Origin of the sequence: Albidovulum marisflavi, from assembly GCF_025751435.1 — a bacterium.
Taxonomy (GTDB): Bacteria; Pseudomonadota; Alphaproteobacteria; order Rhodobacterales; family Rhodobacteraceae; genus Albidovulum; species Albidovulum marisflavi.
In genome coordinates this window covers 510497-525484 of the sequence record NZ_JAOWKY010000001.1, presented here as the reverse complement: position 1 = coordinate 525484, position 14988 = coordinate 510497, and the positions used below count along the sequence as shown (strand labels likewise).

Below are 14988 nucleotides of genomic sequence, written 5' to 3'. Positions count from 1 at the left end.
GGAAAGCCCATGGCCAATCCACCCACGCCAAACGCGATGACCGGCGCCGAGGCCCTGGTGCGGATGCTCGACGCCTACGAGGTGCGCCACATCTTCGGCCTGTGCGGCGACACGACGCTGCCCTTCTATGACGCGCTTTACCGGCTCGATCACAGGATTGAGCATATTCTGACCCGCGACGAACGCTCGGCCGCCTACATGGCCGACGGCTACGCCCGCGTGACAAAAAAGGTGGGCGTGTGCGAGGGGCCCTCGGGCGGGGGGGCGACCTATATCCTGCCGGGGCTGATCGAGGCCAACGAAAGCTCGGTCCCGGTGCTGGCGATCACCTCGGACGTAGGGACGCGGGCGAAGGGGCATTACCCGCTGACGGAACTGGACCAGCAGGGGCTGATGCGCCCGCTGACCAAGTTCAACACCGTGATCCAGCATGCCGACGCGGTGCCCGACGCCGTGCGCACGGCCTTCCGGACCATGACCACGGGGCGGCCGGGATCGGCGCATCTGGGACTGCCGATCGACGTTCAGCGGGATCAGGCAAACCCCGACGACATCTGGGCCGACCCGGCCCATGCCCGCTATCCGGCCTATCCCTTCGGACCCGATCCGGCAGCGGTGGAAGCCGCGCTGGACGCGATCCTCTCGGCACGGTTCCCGGTCGTGATCTGCGGCGGCGGCATCGTGCTTGCGGGGGGTGAGGCCGCCTTCGCCCGCTTCGTCGAGGCGCTGGACATCGCGGTCGCCACCACGATCTCGGGCCAAGGCAGCATCGCGGAGACGCATCCCAACTGCGTGGGTGTAGTGGGTTCCAACGGCGGGGTGCCGGCAACGCGCGAACTGGTGCAGCGGGCAGACCTTGTCATCTTCATAGGCTGCCGCGCGGGGTCGGTCACGACCGAGCTTTGGCGTTACCCCGCCAAGGGCACGCGGATCGTCCATGTCGACAGCGACCCCGAGGTTATCGGCGCATCCTACCGGACCGAGGTGGGCGTGGTCTCCGACGCACGCCTGGCGCTGGACGCGCTGAACGCGGCGCTTGAGGCGCGGGGGCCCCAAGCCGGCTTCGGCGGCGCGGCGGCGATCGCCCCCCTGAAGGCGCGCAAGTGGGAAGGCTTCCACCGCCTGTCCGGCAGCACAGAACGCCCGATCCGGCCGGAACGCACCATCGCGTCACTTCGCGCCGTGCTGGACGACGACGCCATCGTGGTCGGCGACCCCGGCACGCCCTGCCCCTACATCTCGGCCTTCTACGAGCTGCGCACGACGGGGCGCAGGCTTTTCTCAAACCGGGCCCATGGGGCGCTTGGCTATTCGCTGTCGGCGGCCGTCGGCGCCGCCGTGGGCGCGCCGGGCAAGAAGGTCGTGTCTCTGATGGGTGACGGCAGCTTCGGCTTCACCTGCGGAGAGCTGGAAACGGTGGTGCGGCTGAACCTGCCGATCACTTTCATCGTGTTTTCGAACGCCGTCTACGGATGGATCAAGGCGGGCCAGAGATCAAGCTTCGGCCAGCGCTATTTCTCGGTCGATTTCGGACGCACGGATCACCGCGCCGTGGCCGAGGCGTTCGGCGTCAGGGCCTGGCAGGTCGAGGACCCGGACCAGCTTGAGGCCACGCTGCGCGCGGCGGTGAACCATCCCGGCCCCACGCTGGTCGACATCATCAGCCAGCCCCTGAACGAGGCCGCGGCCCCGGTCAGCGAATGGATCGCGTGACCGCGGCCGGTGTCAGACGGGCGCGGGACTATAACCCTCGGACGCCGCCAGAAGGCTGCGCGTATAATCCGTTTCCGCGCGATGCGCCGCAAGCGCATCCCGCGACAGCTGCTCGACCGCGCGGCCGTGCTGCATGACGATCAAGCGCTCGCACATGTGCGAAACCACGGCGAGGTCGTGGGACACCATCAGGTAGGTAAGACCCCGTTCGGCGCGAAGACGGTCGAGCAGGTTCAGAACCTCGGCCTGGATCGAGGCGTCGAGCGCCGAGGTCGGTTCGTCCAGCAGCAGCACCCGCGGCTCGAGGATCAGCGCGCGGGCGATGGCGACGCGTTGTCGCTGCCCGCCGGAAAGCTGGTGCGGATAGCGAAAGCGGAAGCCCTCGCCAAGCCCGACATCGGCCAGCGCCTGTTCGATCCGGTCTTCCCGCCGGTCGAAGCCGTGGATGGCCAGCGGCTCGGACAGGACCCTGTCCACGGTATGGCGCGGATGCAGCGAGGCATAGGGGTCCTGGAACACCATCTGGACCTGACGGTAGAACGCGGCGGACCGGGGCGCGGACAAGGTCTGCCCGCCCATCGCGATCACGCCGGCGCTGGTTGGCGACAGACCGCAGATCGCCCTGAGCACCGTCGATTTGCCCGACCCGCTTTCGCCGACGATGCCGAAGCTTTCCCCACGGTCGACGGTGAAGCTGACGTCCCGCACCGCGCGCACGGTGTCGCCGCCGCGGCGGAACGTCACCCCCAACCCTTCGACCGACAGCATCACTTCGCCCATGCGGCATCCCTTTCCAGCGTGGGAAGCGGACGCCGCCCGCCCTCGATCTGCGGCAGGCAGTTCATCAACCCGCGGGTATAGGGATGCTGCGCCTGCCTGAGTTCCGACGCCTTCAGTTCTTCCACGACCCTGCCCGCGTACATCACCAGCACGCGATCGCAGAAGGACGACACCAGCCGCAGGTCGTGGCTGATGAAGATCAGACCCATTCCCCGATCCGCCACCAGCCGGTCAAGGATGCGGAGCACCTCGACCTGCACCGTCACATCCAGCGCCGAGGTCGGCTCATCCGCGATCAGCAGGTCGGGCTCCGTCACCAGCATCATCGCGATCATGGCACGCTGCCCCATGCCGCCCGAAAGCTCGTGCGGGTAGGCGCGGAACACGCGTTCCGGATCGCGGATCTGGACCGCCTCGAGCATGGCCAGGGCCCGGTCGCGCGCCTCGGCCCGGCTGCCCGTGTCGCCGAACTTGACCGCCTCGACGAGCTGGCGCCCGACGGTCATCACGGGGTTCAGCGAAAACTTCGGGTCCTGCATCACCATGGACATGCGCGCGCCCCTGAGGCTGCGCCAGGTCGCGGGCGTGGCGGCCCGCAGGTCGATGCCGTCAAAGTCCAGAACCTTGGCGGTGGCGCGGCCCGGCGGCGGCGTCAGCCCCAGGATTGCGCGCCCGGTCTGGCTTTTGCCCGATCCGCTTTCGCCCACGATGCCCAGCCGTTCGCGGCCCAGCGAAAAGGTGACGCCGCGCACGACCTCGGACGGCCCATGGCGGGTGGGAAAGGTCACGCGAAGATCATCGACGGTCAGAAGCGCGGTCATTTGCGGGCCTTCGGATCAAGCACGTCGCGCAGCCCGTCCCCCAGAAGGTTGAAGCCGAGCGAGACGATGAAGATCGCGGTGCCGGGAACGGTCGCGACCCACCACTGGTCGATCAGGAACCGCCGCCCCGCCGCGATCATCGCGCCCCACTCCGGCTGCGGCGGTTGTGCGCCCAGCCCAAGGAAGCCAAGTCCCGCCGCCGTCAGGATGATCCCGGCCATGTCCAGCGTGACGCGGATCACGACAGAGGACAGGCACAGCGGCGTGACATGCCCCCACAGGATGCGCGCGGAAGAAGCCCCCTGAAGCCGCGCGGCGTTGATGTAGTCGCTGTCGCGGATGGTCAGGGTCTCGGCCCGCGCAAGGCGGGCATAGGGCGGCCACGACGTGATCGCGATGGCGATGATCGCGTTCTCGATCCCCGGGCCCAGCGCCGCCACGAAGGCCAACGCAAGGATCAGCCGCGGAAAGGCCAGGAAGATGTCTGTCAGCCGCATCAGCACGGTATCGACCCAGCCGCCGAAGTAACCCGCCGTGGTGCCGACCAGCAATCCGATCGGGGTCGCGATCACGGCGACCAGAACCACGACCATCAGCGTCAGCCGCGACCCGTGGACGATCCTGCTGAAGATGTCGCGCGCCAGGTCATCGGTTCCGAAGATGTGCCCCTCGGACAACGGCGGCAGGAACCGCTCGGTCCGCAGATCGCCGCCGATGACGGGGTCATAGGGCGCGATCACGTCGGCGAAGAGCGCGACGACGACCAGTGCAAGCACGATCGCCAGACCGACCATGGCAAGCCAGTTCGAGCGGAACGAAAGCCAGGTCCGGTAGGCTTGGCCCAGGCGGGCCTGGCGGCGGGATCCGGGCTGGTCGGACAGCAGCCATTCGCGGCGTGAAAGGGCGCTCATGCCTGCCTCCGCACACGGGGATCAAGAAGAGTGTAGAGCAGGTCGGACAGCAGGTTCAGACCCACGAAGATTGCCCCGATCAGCAGCGTCGACCCCAGCACCGCGTTCATGTCCGCGTTCTGGAGCGAGTTCGTCAGATACTGGCCGAGGCCGGGCCAGGCAAAGACGGTTTCGGTCAGCACCGAGCCTTCAAGCAGGCTCGCATAGGACAGGGCGATCACCGTCACCAGCGGAACGGCCGCGTTTCGCAGGGCATGGACCCAGATGATGCGCCATTCGGGAACCCCCTTGACCCGCGCCGTCGTGACATATTCCTGCGCCAGTTCGTTGAGCATGAAGCTGCGCGTCATGCGGCTGATGTAGGCCATCGAGAAATAACCAAGAAGCGAGGCGGGCAGGATGATGTGGGAAAAGACGTTGCGGAAGGCCGCCCATTCGCCCTGCATCGCGCTGTCCAGCAGCAGAAGGCCGGTCCGGGGCGTGATGGAATACTCAAAGGCGATGTCGACCCGTCCGGGTCCTGCGACCCAGTGGAGCCTTGCGTAGAACACCAGAAGCCCAAGAAGCCCAAGCCAGAAGATCGGCGCGGAATACCCCACCAAGCCCAGCACGCGCACGACCTGGTCGGCAAGGCGCCCCTGCCGGACGGCGGCCCAGACCCCCATCGGGATCCCGGCCACGGTGCCGATCAGGATCGCGACCGTCGCCAGTTCCAGCGTGGCCGGAAAGACGCGCGCAATATCCTCGGTGATGGCGCGCTTGGTCAGGAAGCTTTGCCCGAAATCGCCGCTCAACACCTTCTGGAGGTAGATCCAGAACTGCTCGTAAAGCGGACGGTCCAGGCCCAGTTCGACGAAGACCCGATCGTATACCGACTTGGGCGCCCGGTCCCCCACGACGGCCAGAACCGGATCGACCGGAACCACCCTTCCGATGAGAAACGTGACGACCAGCAGGCCAAGGAAGGTCAGCGCGACGGTCGCCAGCAGGCGGGCAATCTTCCACAGGACACGAGGGAGGGCGCCACCGCGCCCTCCGCCGTCGGTGTCATCGCTCATGTCACTTCGTCACGTGAGCGTAGTTGTTGTCGTTGAACGACGGCCCGACGATGAAGCCATCGACGTTCGACCGCAACGCGGTGACCTCGATCTCCTGGAACATGATCACGAAGGGCGAAGTCTGCTGATGCTCGCGCTGGATCTCCCGGTACATCTCGGCCCGCTTCGCCGGATCGGACTCGAGCACGGCGGCATCCGCCATTGCCGTCATGTCGGGGATATCCCAGGCGTTGCGCCAGGCCAGCGGCTTCGAGGCGGCGTCGTCCGAGTTGTCCGGGTTGCGCGCGAAGGTGTCGGCGTTGGTGTGCGGGTCCTGGTAGTCCGGGCCCCAGCGGCCGATGTAGATGTCGTGATTGCGCGCGCGGTACTTGGTCAGCGTCTGCTGGCCGTCACCCGGGATCAGCTCCATCTGGATCCCGGCCTGCGCCATCGTCTGCTGGATCGCCTGCGCGATGCCGGTGATCTCCGGCGTGTTGCGGGTGTCCATCGTGACCGAGAACCCATCGGGAAGGCCCGCCTCGGCCAGAAGCTCCTTCGCCTTCGCCACGTCGAGCGAGAAGGGAGTGTCCTCAAGCGCGCCAAGGAAGCCGCGCGGCAGGAACGCCTGGTGCACCATCACCTTGCCCTTCATGATCGTGTCGGCGATCGCCTGATAGTCGACCAGGTACTTCATCGCCTGACGGACCTCGGGCTTGGCGAGGTTCTCGTTCTTCTGGTTCAGGCCCAGGTAGTAGATCGAGCCCTTGGGCCCTTCCTGGATCTTCAGGTCGGGATTGGCGCGCACGGCGTCGATTTCCTCGGCGGTCAGCGAGCGGGCGATGTCGATGTCGCCCTGCTCCAGCAGCAACCGCTGGGTCGCGCCTTCGGGGATGTGACGGTAGATCACGCGAGCCATCGGCGTCGGGTCGCCCGAATAGTTCGGGTTGCGCTCCATCACCACGGCCTCGTTCGCGCGCCATTCACGGATCGTGAAGGGGCCGGAACCGGCGTAGTTGGTCTTCAGCCATTCATAGCCGAAATCGCCGTTCTGCTCGTGCTCCATCACAAGCTTCTTGTCCACGACGAAGCCCACGGTCGCGGTCAGGCAGTACAGCACCAGCGTCGGCGCGTAGGGCTTGTCCATCTTGAACTGGACGGTGTCCGGCCCGGTCTGCACCACCATGTCGTCGACGTTTTCGGCGTTCAGCCCGAACTGGGTCAGGATGAAGGCAGGCGACTTGTCGAGCTTGACCGCCCGCGTCAGCGAAAACACCACGTCCTCGGCCGTGATCGGGTTTCCGCTGGCAAAGGTGCGACCGTCGCGGATCTTGAAGGTGATCGACATGCCGTCAGGCGCGACTTCCCAGCTTTCCGCGATTTTGCCGTAGATGTTCGTCACATCCGCCGGATCGTAGCCGATCAGCCCCTCGTAGGAGTTGCCGGCGATCTCGGACGCGGTGAATTCGAATATCTCGGCGGGATCGAGCGAGATGATGTCATCGATCGCCCAGGCCTGGATCAGGGTGTCGGCGGGCGTTTCCGCCTTGACCGCAGGCGCCCCCAGCAGCGCGAATACCGCGACCGTGGCAGCCAGCAAAGTGCGACTGTGTAGCATTCCTATCTCTCCGCTGTTGATTTCTTGTCTTTTGCTTCGCGCCCGTTGGCCGGGCGTCGCCGTCAAATTAACCGCTCGGTCAAATTCCAAGTCAAGGGCAATAACGGCCCGGCGACGGAAAGATGCGGTCGCGCCGTCGTCTGATCAGGCGGTGCCGGTCCTCATGCCGGCACGGATCGCCGCCAGCCCGGCAAGCGCCATCGACGCGCCGTCCGCCGTCTCGGCCACGATTCCGACTTCGGCAAGGCCCCGGACGTAGGCATCCAGGATATCGCCCGTGCCGATGACCGCGACCTGCTGGCCCAGCCAGTAGGGCCGCATCGCCGCAAGCTCGGCCCCGATCAGAAGGCCCGACAACCGCGCACGCGCCGTTGCGGGGGCAATGCCGCGCAGCAGCCCTTCCGCGCGGATCGAGAAAAGCTCGGATGCAAGCCTTTCCGGCCGTGACAGCGTCTGTCCCACCGCCTCGGCGAATGCGCCGTCGTCACGGCCCGCGCGTTCGGGGTCCCGAAGCAGCGCGGCATGGCTCGAAAGGCAGGCGAAAAGCTCGCCCGTCATGGCGGTGCGGAAGCTCACCACCTCGCGCGCCGAGACATGGACCCATTTGGTCGTGATTCCCGCCAGGCACAGGACGCCGTCGAAATCCGGGTTGCCGGCCAGAAATCCGGCGATCCGGGTCTCTTCGCCGCGCATGACCTCGGCCGGGCGCTCCTGCGACAGACCTGGAACGACCCACACCTGAATGCGCGGGTCGCTTGCGGGCGCAGCGACCAGATCGGCCGCGGGGTCCAGGGCCACTGGCACCTTGCGGAAGGGCGTCTCGATCCAGCCGTCGCGCGCGCCAAGCGCACCGCAGGCCAGGACAGGGGTCGTGCCGCCAGGCCGAAGCCAGTCGCCGATCAGGGCAAGAAGTGCTGCTTCATGGGATTGCGGACCTGCCGAAGCAACTTCGCGCGTCTCGCGGCGGCCCACGATGCCTTTGGCGCCCAAGGCAACGGCGGCAATGCGGTCGGCCTGCCAGTCCACCGCGATCCAGTCCACCATGGCGCTGCTAACCGTCTGCGTCATCCCCTTGCCACCCCATCGCCACCGACCTGATAATCCTGCGCGGATGCAAGCACGCGACGGGGCACGAGGTCCATGGGCAGGACCGCAATCGAGCTGGCACAGTGACTTGTTTGCCAAGGCCGCCATCCCCGCTGCCGGCGAACCGGAGAATGCACGGCGTCGCGATCTTGCCCTTCCGAAGTTCCGGCTGATACGTTTCGCCAACCGTCCGAGACATCCGCCCCGCAAGCCCCCAAAGGGCGCGCGGGCGTCTCCATGGACGGAAAAACGGCCGGGCGAAACGGTCGGGGGAAACGGTCGGGGGAAACGGAGCGTCGGGAATGATCGACAAGCTGGAAATGTTTCTGGCCGTTGCGAAGGAAGGCCACTTCGGCCGCGCCGCGGCCAGCCTCGGCATCGCGCAGCCCACGCTTTCGACCGGGATCAGGCAGCTTGAGGACCAACTGGGCGTGCAGCTCATATTCCGCGGGTCCCGCTATGGTGGCCTGACGCCCGAGGGTCAGCGCGCGTTGATCTGGGCGCGCCAGATCGTCGGCGATGCCCGCCAGCTGCGCGACGAGATGCGCCATTCCCGCGACGGACTGACGGGACAACTGCGCATCGCCGCGATTCCGACCGCGCTGACATGGACCGCGAAGTTGACCACCCGCTTCGGGGAAAAGCACCCGAACGTGCGTTTCACGATCCTGTCGCGCACCTCGATCGAGATCCTGTCGATGCTTGAAAACCTGGATATCGACGCGGGCATCTCCTACCTCGACAATGAGCCGACCGGACGGGTCAGCACCGAGCCGCTTTACAACGAGCGTTACATGGTGGTCTGCAACGCCGCCTCGCCGTTCGCGGGCCGGGACAGCGTTGGCTGGGAGGAACTGGAAGGTCAGCGGCTTTGCCTTCTGACGCCGGACATGCAGAACCGCCGCATCATCAACCGCCACTTCGAAGAGGCCGGGATTTCCCCCGAAGCGCGGATCGAATCGAATTCCACGGTCGTTCTGGTGGCCAACGTACTGAACGGCGGTTGGATCACGGTCCTGCCCGATGACATGGCGACCTTCCTCGCGGCGGGCAAGCCGCTTCACGTGATTCCGCTTGCCGGCACCCGGCGCGATCACACCGTGGGACTTGTCGCACCCTATCGCGAGCCGCACACGCCGGTGCTGCGGGCGTTGCTGTCAGAGGCGCGCCGCCTGTCCGAGGTCTAGCACCCGCCGTTTCGCTGGGCGCAAGACAGGTTTGTGCGCCGGGGGCTTGCCTTGCCACGCCATGATGGCCAACATGGATCTCAGGGAGGAAACAACCTGTGGATACACAAGGAGTTTCCAATGGAACGCACCGCCGGCCTCGCAGCCACTCATCGTCCTTCCAACCTTCTTCGCACCATCGCTGCGCCGTTCAGGGCGATCGGTCTTTTTCTTGTCGCGATGGCCGAGGCCGGGCCACGCATGGAGGCTATCCGCCGCGTGAACGCGATGACCGACGAACAGCTTGCGGCAAAGGGCCTGACCCGCGAAGGGGAAGTGCGCCGGATCTTCCGGGACCGCTTCTACGTCTGAGCATTCGGGCGGCCGGGCGCTTCGCAATCCGAACGCCGGCGATCCCGCCCCTTCACCGGGCGGGAGTGCGGCACATGGCGATTTATCTTGCCCCGCGCCTGGTGTAGTCAGGGCCCATGCCCTCTGCTCCACGTCCTCCCCTGCCGCTGCTTCCCCTGCCGCTGCGCAATGGCCGCGTCCACGAAGCCTGCGGACCTGGCGCCATGGGCTTTGCCGCCGCGATCTGCGCGCAGGGCGCGGGGCAGATCCTCTGGATCCGCGAAGCCTGGCGGTCCGAAACGCTCAACCCCACGGGCCTTGGCCTGTTCTTCGACCCGCACCGGCTGCTCTGGGCCTCGGTCACGACCCAGACGGATGCGCTGGCCGTCGCCGAAGAGGCGCTGAAGGACGGGGCGATTCTCCTGGTGGTGATCGAGCTTACCAATGCGCTTGACCTGCGCGAAGGGCGGCGCCTGCAGCTTGCGGCCAAGGCAGGCCAGACCACCGGGCTTTGCCTGATCCCGGAGGGCATGGGCAGCAACGCGGCCGAAACCCGCTGGTACTGCGCGCCGCTTGCCGGGGACGGGCGGATGGACTCGACTCTCATGCGGTGGGCGCTTATCAAGAACAAATCGGGAACATTGGGGACCTGGGATGTTCGATGGGATCACGCGGCGCGTCGTCTCGATGTGGTTTCCCCGGCTGGCGAGCGACCGGGTTCTGCGCCTGCGCCCGATTGAGGCGCCCTTCGCGCTGACCTTGCGCCGGAACAACACCGAACGGATTCACTGCCTGAACGCCAGGGCCGAGGAAATGGGCCTGCACCGCGGGATGCCCTTCGCCGATGCCCGTGCCTTCTGCCCCGACCTGCACAGCGCCCCGGCCCATCCCGCGCGTGACGCCCGCTTCCTGGCCATGCTGCGCCGCTGGGCCACGCGCTACTGCCCCTGGGTGGGGTTCGAGGCAGAGGACGGGCTGGTTCTGGACATCACCGGATCGGCCCATCTTTTCGGCGGCGAGACGGCGATGCTGGGCGACATGCACGCGCGGCTGACCCGCGCGGGACTGACGGTGCGGCTGGGGCTGGGGGCCACGCGCGGGGCCGCCTGGGCCTTTGCCCATTTCGGCGGGACAGCCGTGCATGCGGGGGCGGACAGGGACGCGCTTGGCCGCCTGCCCGTCGCGGCCCTGCGGCTTGAGGCCGAAACGGTCACCGCGCTGGAGCGGTTGGGGCTGCGCACCATCGCCGACCTGGCGGCCGCACCGCGCGCGCCCGTGACCCGGCGCTTCGGCCCCGGCGTCCTGATGCGGCTGGACCAGGCGCTTGGCGCCCTGCCGGAACAGATCACCCCCGAAACCGAGCCACCCCATTACGGCGTCCGCCTGACCCTGCCCGAACCGATCGGGCTGGTCGGCGACGTGATGGCGGGCGCAGGGCGTCTGGTCGAACGGCTCTGCGCCCGGCTCAAGGAAAACGCGGCCGGTGCGCGCGTCCTGTGCCTCACGCTGCGCCGGGTCGATCAGGCGAGCCAGCAGGTGGAACTGCGGCTGGCCAGCGCCATGCGCGACCCCGCCCGCATCCTGCCGCTGTTCGAGCGCGGGGTCGGCGCGGCCGACGCGGGCTTCGGCATCGACCAGATGCGGCTTGAGGCGACGGTGATCGAACCCCTTGCGCCCGAACAGCTGGGCGCGGTCCCCAGCCGGAAGGGGGCGGGCGGCGACCGGCTGGAGGACCTGATCACCCGCATCGGCACGCGCATCGGGCTGGAGAACGTCCGCCGCTTCCTGCCCGCCGACAGCCATATTCCCGAACGCGGCTTCCTGGTCGCGCCTGCCGCCTGGTCCCGCCCCGAAGGCGCCTGGACCCTGCTGCGCCCGCGCCCGCCGATCCTGTTCCGGCCCGAGCCGATCGCGGGCACCGGCCCCCGCCCGCCCGGACAGTTCCGCTGGCGAAGGATGAGCTTCGAGACCGCCATGGCGACCGGACCCGAGCGCATCGCCCCGGAATGGTGGCTTGACGACGAGGGCTGGCGCACGGGCGTGCGCGACTACTGGCACGTCCAGACCCGGCAGGGCCGGCGGCTTTGGCTGTTCCACACGCCGCAGGCGCCGGGCTGGTTCGTGCAGGGGGAATTCGCATGACCCGCAGGACCGCCGCCCTTCGCCCGCACAACCGGCCCGGCTATGCCGAGCTGTGCGTCACCACCAACTTCACCTTCCTGACCGGCGCCTCCCACCCCGAAGAGATGGTCGTGCGCGCCGCCGAACTGGGACTTGACGCCATCGCCATCACCGACCGCAATTCCCTGGCCGGCGTGGTGCGGGCCTGGTCCGCGCTGAAGGAGTTGCGGCGCGAGGCCGAAGAGGCGCTGCGCATCCGCTCGCAGCACCGCATCGACAGTTGCTCCCGCCAGGAGGTCGGCCAGCCGCAGGACATCGCCCGGCCAGCCGCCCCACGCCTGCCCCGCCTGATCGTGGGCTGCCGGCTGGTCCTGACCGACAGCCCGGTCGAATGGATCGCGCTGCCCACCGACCGCCCGGCCTATCACCGGCTGTGCCGGCTGCTGACGCTGGGCAAGCGGCGGACGGAAAAAGGGGCCTGCCTTCTGAACCTTCCCGATCTGCTGGAGGGCTGCCGGGGCATGATCCTGATCGCCCTGCCGCCGCCCGACATGGCGGCCGGGGCCCTGTCCCGTGTCGCGCGTCCGGTCCAGGCCATGCGGCGGCGCTATCCCGACCATGTCTTCCTGGGCGCGGCCCCGCGCTATGACGGCTCGGACCAGGCCTGGTTCGACGCCTGCGCGGCGCTGGCCCTGCGCGTCTCGGCGCCGATGGTGGCGGTGGGCGACGTCCTGATGCACCGCGCCGGGCGGCGGCAACTGGCCGACGTGCTGACCTGCCTGCGCGAGGGCTGCACCATCGACCAGATCGGCACACGGGCCCTGCCCAACGCCGAACGGCGGCTGAAGGGGGCCGAGGACATGGCGCGGCTTTACCGCAACCACCTGGCCGCGGTGCGCCGCACGCAGGAGATCGCGGGGCGGTGCAGCTTCGACCTGGGCGAGCTCAGCTATGAATACCCCGACGAGATTGCGGACGGCGAGACCCCGCAGGCGCGGCTGGAACGGCTGGCGGCCGAGGGGCTGGCCCGGCGCTGCCCGGCGGGCATCCCGGACCGCTACCACGCGCTGGCGGAAAAGGAGCTGCGCCTGGTCCGTGACCTGGGCTTCGCCGCCTATTTCCTGACCGTCCACGACATCGTGTCCCATGCCCGCTCGATCGGGATCCTGTGCCAGGGGCGCGGATCGGCAGCCAATTCGATCCTGTGCTGGGCGCTTGGCATCACCGACGTGTCGCCTGACATGATCAGCATGGTCTTCGAACGCTTCGTGTCGAAATACCGCGGCGAGCCGCCCGACATCGACGTGGATTTCGAACATGAGCGGCGCGAGGAGATCATCCAGTGGATCTACCGGAAATACGGCCGCCACCGCGCCGGGCTTTGCGCCACCGTGATCCACTTCCGATCCCGCGCCGCGATCCGCGAGGTGGGCAAGGTCATGGGCCTGTCGCAGGACGTGACGGCGGGCCTTGCGGGCCAGATCTGGGGCATGTCGAACGGCGGCGCCGACCCCGAGCGCATCCGCGAACTGGGCCTTGACCCGACCGACCGCAGGCTTGCCCAGACCATCCGCCTGATCGGAGAGATCATCGGCTTCCCCCGCCACCTGTCGCAGCATGTCGGCGGCTTCGTCATCACCCGCGGCCGCCTGGACGAACTTTGCCCGATCGAGAACGCGGCGATGGAGGACCGCACCGTCATCGAATGGGACAAGGACGACATCGACGCGCTTGGCATCCTCAAGGTCGATGTGTTGTCCTTGGGGATGCTGACCTGCATCCGCAAGGCCTTCGACCTGCTGCGCGCACACGAGAAGACAGAGCTTTCCATCGCGACGATCCCGCAGGAGGACCCCGACACCTACGACATGCTGTGCGTGGCGGACGCGGTCGGCGTCTTCCAGGTGGAAAGCCGGGCGCAGATGAATTTCCTGCCCCGGATGCGGCCGCGCACCTTCTACGACCTGGTGATCGAGGTCGCGATCGTCCGCCCCGGCCCGATCCAGGGCGGCATGGTGCAGCCCTATATCCGCCGCCGCCAGGGGCACGAGACGGTCAGCTTCCCCTCGAAACCGCTGGAAGGGGTGTTGGGCAAGACGCTGGGCGTGCCGTTGTTCCAGGAACAGGCGATGCAGATCGCCGTGGTCGCCGCGGGCTTCACCGCCGAGGAAGCCGACCGCCTGCGCCGGTCGCTGGCGTCTTTCCGGCGCATGGGCACGATCGGTACCTTCCGCGACAAGTTCATCGCCGGGATGCTGGCCAACGGCTACACGCCCGAATTCGCCGAGCGCTGCTTTTCCCAGATCGAGGGTTTCGCCGACTACGGTTTCCCAGAAAGCCATGCCGCGGCCTTCGCGATGCTGACCTATGTCTCCTCCTGGCTGAAGCGGCACCACCCGGCTGTCTTCGCCTGCGCGCTTCTGAACTCGCAGCCGATGGGGTTCTACGCGCCGGCACAGATCGTGCGGGACGCGCGCGAACACGGGATCGAGCTGCGCCCTGTCTGCGCCAACCGCAGCGGCTGGGACAACCAGCTGGAACGGCGCCCCGACGGGGCCCTGGCGCTAAGGCTGGGCTTCCGCCAGATCCGGGGCATGAGGGAGGATGACGCGCGCTGGATCGTTGCGGCGCGCGGCAACGGCTTTCCCGACCCCGAAAGCCTGTGGCTGCGCGCGGGCGTGTCGCCCGCCGTGCTGGAGCGGCTGGCAGAGGCCGACGCCTTTTCCGGCATGGGCCTGACCCGGCGCGACGCGCTTTGGCAGGTCCGCGCGATCCGGGCGCCCGCGCCCCTGCCGCTGTTCGCCGACCCGATTGACGGCGAGGGTCTGCGTGAGCCGCAGGTCGATCTGCCCGCCATGCACCTGGGCGAGGAGGTGGTGGAGGATTACGTGGCGCTGCGCCTGTCACTGCGCGCCCATCCGATGGAGCTTCTGCGCAGCTCCCTTCCCGGCCTGACCCCGCATGTGGAACTGATGACCGCGCCGCCCCGGGCGCTGTCCGTCTGCGGTCTGGTCATCACCCGCCAGCGCCCAGGCACGGCCTCTGGCGTGATCTTCCTGACGCTGGAGGATGAAACCGGCGTGTCGAACGTCGTCGTCTGGCCCAAGGTCTACGAGCGATTCCGCCGGGCGGTGATGGGTGGGCGGCTTCTGCGGGTCAGCGGGCGGCTTGAGCGCGCGGGCATCGTCGTGCACCTGATCGCAGACCGGATCGAGGACCTGTCGCACCGGCTTTCGGACCTTGGGCATCCGATGGACGAGGCGGTGGGGCTCACCCAGCCCCAGGCCGACGACGCCCCCCGTCCCCCGCGCCATCCCCCCCGCGCCCGACACCCGCGCGAACAGGCCAAGCAGCTGTTCCCCAGCCGTGATTTCCACTGAGCCGGCG

At 67.9% G+C, this 14988-nt stretch carries 12 protein-coding genes; 6 read left to right on the top strand and 6 right to left on the bottom strand.

Annotation, left to right across the window (positions count from 1 at the left end):
- Nucleotides 1–9: 9 nt before the first annotated feature.
- On the top strand, nucleotides 10–1713 hold the full coding sequence (locus tag OEW28_RS02555; RefSeq protein ID WP_263733151.1) for a thiamine pyrophosphate-binding protein: 1704 nt from the start codon (nucleotides 10–12) through the stop codon (nucleotides 1711–1713).
- A 12-nt stretch (nucleotides 1714–1725) separates the two neighbouring features.
- Here the strand turns inward: OEW28_RS02555 and OEW28_RS02550 are convergent, their stop codons facing one another.
- The 6 genes from OEW28_RS02550 to OEW28_RS02525 all read right to left on the bottom strand — a co-directional run bounded on the left by OEW28_RS02550 (nucleotide 1726) and on the right by OEW28_RS02525 (nucleotide 7945).
- The gene (locus OEW28_RS02550; RefSeq protein ID WP_263734357.1) at nucleotides 1726–2481 is read right to left on the bottom strand and encodes an ABC transporter ATP-binding protein; all 756 of its coding nucleotides are present in this window, start codon (nucleotides 2479–2481) and stop codon (nucleotides 1726–1728) included.
- Complete coding sequence (locus tag OEW28_RS02545; protein ID WP_263733150.1) at nucleotides 2481–3314, bottom strand: ABC transporter ATP-binding protein; 834 nt, start codon at nucleotides 3312–3314, stop codon at nucleotides 2481–2483. Before OEW28_RS02545 ends, OEW28_RS02550 begins: the two co-directional genes overlap by 1 nt.
- Nucleotides 3311–4225 carry an ABC transporter permease gene (locus OEW28_RS02540; protein WP_263733149.1) on the bottom strand — a complete coding sequence of 305 codons (915 nt, stop codon included), beginning with the start codon at nucleotides 4223–4225 and terminating at the stop codon, nucleotides 3311–3313. The genes OEW28_RS02545 and OEW28_RS02540 overlap by 4 nt, the downstream gene beginning before the upstream one ends.
- Complete coding sequence (locus OEW28_RS02535; RefSeq protein ID WP_263733148.1) at nucleotides 4222–5283, bottom strand: ABC transporter permease; 1062 nt, start codon at nucleotides 5281–5283, stop codon at nucleotides 4222–4224. Before OEW28_RS02535 ends, OEW28_RS02540 begins: the two co-directional genes overlap by 4 nt.
- Nucleotide 5284: 1 nt before the next feature.
- Nucleotides 5285–6877: an ABC transporter substrate-binding protein gene (locus OEW28_RS02530; protein ID WP_263733147.1), complete on the bottom strand. Its 1593-nt coding sequence runs from the start codon at nucleotides 6875–6877 to the stop codon at nucleotides 5285–5287.
- 144 nt (nucleotides 6878–7021) lie between these two features.
- Nucleotides 7022–7945, bottom strand: coding sequence for a 2-dehydro-3-deoxygalactonokinase (locus OEW28_RS02525; RefSeq protein ID WP_263733146.1), 924 nt, complete (start codon nucleotides 7943–7945; stop codon nucleotides 7022–7024).
- Between the two features lie 320 nt (nucleotides 7946–8265).
- On the opposite strand from OEW28_RS02525, the gene OEW28_RS02520 reads away from it, so the two are divergent.
- The 5 genes from OEW28_RS02520 to OEW28_RS02500 all read left to right on the top strand — a co-directional run bounded on the left by OEW28_RS02520 (nucleotide 8266) and on the right by OEW28_RS02500 (nucleotide 14981).
- A complete protein-coding gene (locus OEW28_RS02520; RefSeq protein ID WP_263733145.1) occupies nucleotides 8266–9150 on the top strand; it encodes a LysR family transcriptional regulator in 885 nt (294 codons plus the stop codon).
- A gap of 120 nt (nucleotides 9151–9270) precedes the next feature.
- Nucleotides 9271–9501, top strand: a complete 231-nt coding sequence (locus OEW28_RS02515) for a DUF1127 domain-containing protein (RefSeq protein ID WP_263733144.1) — start codon at nucleotides 9271–9273, stop codon at nucleotides 9499–9501.
- A gap of 116 nt (nucleotides 9502–9617) precedes the next feature.
- Complete coding sequence (locus OEW28_RS02510; protein ID WP_263733143.1) at nucleotides 9618–10220, top strand: ImuA family protein; 603 nt, start codon at nucleotides 9618–9620, stop codon at nucleotides 10218–10220.
- Complete coding sequence (locus tag OEW28_RS02505; protein ID WP_263733142.1) at nucleotides 10135–11622, top strand: Y-family DNA polymerase; 1488 nt, start codon at nucleotides 10135–10137, stop codon at nucleotides 11620–11622. Before OEW28_RS02510 ends, OEW28_RS02505 begins: the two co-directional genes overlap by 86 nt.
- A complete protein-coding gene (locus OEW28_RS02500; protein WP_263733141.1) occupies nucleotides 11619–14981 on the top strand; it encodes an error-prone DNA polymerase in 3363 nt (1120 codons plus the stop codon). The genes OEW28_RS02505 and OEW28_RS02500 overlap by 4 nt, the downstream gene beginning before the upstream one ends.
- The last annotated feature ends 7 nt before the right edge of the window (nucleotides 14982–14988 follow it).

Excerpts from the sequence above, each read along its gene's own strand:
- OEW28_RS02555 (WP_263733151.1), top strand. The coding sequence starts at position 10 with ATGGCCAATCCACCCACGCCAAACGCGATGACCGGCGCCGAGGCCCTG.
- OEW28_RS02550 (WP_263734357.1), bottom strand. The coding sequence starts at position 2,481 with ATGCTGTCGGTCGAAGGGTTGGGGGTGACGTTCCGCCGCGGCGGCGAC.
- OEW28_RS02545 (WP_263733150.1), bottom strand. The coding sequence starts at position 3,314 with ATGACCGCGCTTCTGACCGTCGATGATCTTCGCGTGACCTTTCCCACC.
- OEW28_RS02540 (WP_263733149.1), bottom strand. The coding sequence starts at position 4,225 with ATGAGCGCCCTTTCACGCCGCGAATGGCTGCTGTCCGACCAGCCCGGA.
- OEW28_RS02535 (WP_263733148.1), bottom strand. The coding sequence starts at position 5,283 with ATGAGCGATGACACCGACGGCGGAGGGCGCGGTGGCGCCCTCCCTCGT.
- OEW28_RS02530 (WP_263733147.1), bottom strand. The coding sequence starts at position 6,877 with ATGCTACACAGTCGCACTTTGCTGGCTGCCACGGTCGCGGTATTCGCG.
- OEW28_RS02525 (WP_263733146.1), bottom strand. The coding sequence starts at position 7,945 with ATGACGCAGACGGTTAGCAGCGCCATGGTGGACTGGATCGCGGTGGAC.
- OEW28_RS02520 (WP_263733145.1), top strand. The coding sequence starts at position 8,266 with ATGATCGACAAGCTGGAAATGTTTCTGGCCGTTGCGAAGGAAGGCCAC.
- OEW28_RS02515 (WP_263733144.1), top strand. The coding sequence starts at position 9,271 with ATGGAACGCACCGCCGGCCTCGCAGCCACTCATCGTCCTTCCAACCTT.
- OEW28_RS02510 (WP_263733143.1), top strand. The coding sequence starts at position 9,618 with ATGCCCTCTGCTCCACGTCCTCCCCTGCCGCTGCTTCCCCTGCCGCTG.
- OEW28_RS02505 (WP_263733142.1), top strand. The coding sequence starts at position 10,135 with ATGTTCGATGGGATCACGCGGCGCGTCGTCTCGATGTGGTTTCCCCGG.
- OEW28_RS02500 (WP_263733141.1), top strand. The coding sequence starts at position 11,619 with ATGACCCGCAGGACCGCCGCCCTTCGCCCGCACAACCGGCCCGGCTAT.